1 protein-coding gene is annotated in these 1,223 nt (G+C 37.6%); it reads right to left on the reverse strand.

What is annotated here, in order from left to right:
* Positions 1 to 12: 12 nt before the first annotated feature.
* A complete protein-coding gene (tuf, locus tag FAY47_RS19840; protein WP_143318650.1) occupies positions 13 to 1,206 on the reverse strand; it encodes an elongation factor Tu in 1,194 nt (397 codons plus the stop codon).
* Positions 1,207 to 1,223: the final 17 nt, after the last annotated feature.

Genomic DNA, 1,223 nt, shown 5'->3' on the forward strand with positions numbered 1-1,223 from the left:
TAATCAAGTTAATTATTCTACTATGCTAGTAACAACACCTGATCCTACTGTTCTTCCACCTTCTCTTATAGCAAATCTTAATCCTTCATCCATTGCTACTTGAGTGATTAATTCAACATTCATATCTATGTGATCTCCTGGCATTACCATTTCCATTCCTTCTGGTAACTTGATTGATCCTGTTACGTCTGTTGTTCTGAAATAGAATTGTGGTCTATATCCATCAAAGAATGGAGTATGTCTTCCACCTTCTTCTTTCTTAAGTACGTATACTTGACCTACAAACTTGCTGTGTGGGTGTACTGATCCTGGCTTAGAGATTACTTGACCTCTTTCGATATCAGTTCTTTGTATTCCTCTTAATAATGCTCCTATGTTATCTCCTGCTTGAGCATCATCTAGTAACTTTCTGAACATTTCTATTCCTGTTACTACTGTCTTCTTCTTTTCTTCACTTAATCCTACGATTTCTACTTCGTCTCCTACGTGAAGGATTCCTCTTTCAACTCTTCCTGTTGCAACTGTTCCTCTACCTGTAATTGTAAATACATCTTCGATTGGCATTAAGAATGGCTTATCTGTTGCTCTTTCTGGAGTTGGGATATAGCTATCTACTGCATCCATTAAGTCCATTATGCACTTAGTTGCTTCTGCATCTGTTGGGTTTTCTAATGCTTTTAATGCTGATCCTGTTACTACTGGAATATCATCTCCTGGGAAGTTGTATTCGCTTAATAATTCTCTTACTTCCATTTCAACTAATTCTAATAATTCTGGATCGTCTACCATATCTGCCTTGTTTAAGAATACTACGATATAGTCAACTCCAACTCTTGATGCTAGTAGTATATGTTCTCTTGTTTGTGGCATTGGACCATCTGCTGCTGAACATACTAGTATAGCTCCATCCATTTGTGCTGCTCCTGTTATCATGTTCTTAACGTAGTCAGCATGTCCTGGACAGTCAACGTGCGCATAGTGTCTGTTATCTGTTTGATATTCAACGTGTGCTGTGTTGATTGTGATTCCTCTTTCTTTTTCTTCTGGCGCTTTATCTATTGCTGCATAATCAAATGCTTCAGCATACCCTTTGTTTGCTAATACTGTTGTAATAGCTGCTGTTAATGTTGTCTTACCGTGGTCTACGTGACCAATTGTTCCAATATTTACGTGTGGTTTACTTCTTTCGAATTTTTCCTTTGCCATTGTAAAATTCCTCCTTC

Origin of the sequence: Clostridium sp. HBUAS56017, from assembly GCF_007115085.1 — a bacterium.
GTDB lineage: Bacteria > Bacillota > Clostridia > Clostridiales > Clostridiaceae > Clostridium > Clostridium cibarium.